We start from the raw sequence: 1,170 nt of genomic DNA, 5'->3' as shown, positions 1-1,170 counted from the left end.
CCGCGTCCTTCGACCTTCTCCGAGGTCACCTCGAGTCCGAGCTTCTTCTTCAGCGCCCCGGCCATCGCGCCGCGCACGGTGTGCGACTGCCAGCCGGTCGCGGCCATGATCTCCTCGATGGTCGCGCCCTCCGGCGCGCGCAGCATGGCGATCAGCGTGGCCTGCTTCGTCCCCTCGCGCGGCGTGCGCGCCTTGGGCCCGCCTTCGGGGGCGGTGGCGGCATCCGGCGCGGGCGCGTCGCTCGGCAGTTCGTTGGCGCCCGTGGGCACGCTGTTCGCGACTTCGGGCCCGATGCCGATGGCGGCGAGGCCTGCGTCGGTGGCGACCAGCGTGACGCCGTGGCCGTCGCCGGTCTCGCGCCAGACGGGCTCGCCCTTACGCAGGTCGGCGTCGACCTCCTGCAGGAGGCCCTTGGCGAGCATCGCGCCGACCACCTTGGCGGCGGCCCCGCCGCGCAGGCTGTCGGGGAGCGGCAGGGCGATGTGCTCGGGCCGCTGGGCGGCGGCGCTCAGGATCAGGGCTTGGGTGTCGGAAAGCTGGGTCATCGTCGTCTCCCGTATCGGGGCGCGCGGGATGCGTGCCCTTCTACGAGGCCAAGCCCCGCAGGGCGGGGCTGGCGCGATGGTTGGGTCGGCTACTCGGCGTGTTCTCCCTCGCCGAAGAGGAAATCGGTGATCTTCCGGAGGTCGCTGGCGACGCTGCCAATCGAGCCGACGCTGCCCCAATTGACCGCTTCGGGATCGAAGTTGAAATGATCGTCGCTGAGCGCCTGAAGTCGGGCGAGCATCGCGTCGATCTCGGCCTTCTTGGCGATGAAGGCGTCGAGGGCTTTCGTGTTGTCCTGTGCGCGGCGGGTCATTCTGGTGGCTCCGTAGTGAGTTGCATCGCTTCGTTGGAGGCACGTTCGCTCTGTCCGCGATGCTTATCAACGAGATAAGCACATGATTTGGAATGATAATCGGAGCCGTCGATGCAGGGCATGAGCGAGCGCCAGTACGCCGCCCATGTCGGGCTGTCGCGGGGCGCGATCCAGAAGGCAAAGACCGCCGAACGGCTGGTCCTCTATCCCGACGGCAGCATCAACGCAGCCGCAAGCGACGCCAGGCGTGCCGAGACGACGGACCCGTCCAAGACCCGGAAGCCACCCGAACCGAAGCTGAAGCCCGTCCC

The 1,170-nt window shown here is 68.8% G+C and carries 2 protein-coding genes and 1 pseudogene; 1 reads left to right on the top strand and 2 read right to left on the bottom strand.

All coding sequences use genetic code 11. The features are described from left to right. Window positions 1-545 (bottom strand): DUF3489 domain-containing protein (locus G5V65_RS21900; RefSeq protein ID WP_165054742.1); only part of this gene is annotated, 545 nt, incomplete at its 3' end. Window positions 546-634: 89 nt separating this feature from the next. Then, window positions 635-859 (bottom strand): hypothetical protein, encoded by a 225-nt coding sequence (locus tag G5V65_RS21895; RefSeq protein ID WP_165054739.1) that lies wholly within the window; start codon window positions 857-859, stop codon window positions 635-637. 111 nt (window positions 860-970) lie between these two features. Between G5V65_RS21895 and G5V65_RS21890 the strand changes: the two are divergent. After that, a pseudogene (locus G5V65_RS21890) lies at window positions 971-1,170 on the top strand (hypothetical protein); the annotation flags it as partial.

The organism is Paragemmobacter kunshanensis (assembly GCF_011059185.1).
In the GTDB taxonomy this organism is placed as follows: domain Bacteria; phylum Pseudomonadota; class Alphaproteobacteria; order Rhodobacterales; family Rhodobacteraceae; genus Paragemmobacter; species Paragemmobacter kunshanensis.
Note: the sequence above shows the minus strand (reverse complement) of the source record. Positions and strands in the feature narration are given on the sequence as shown.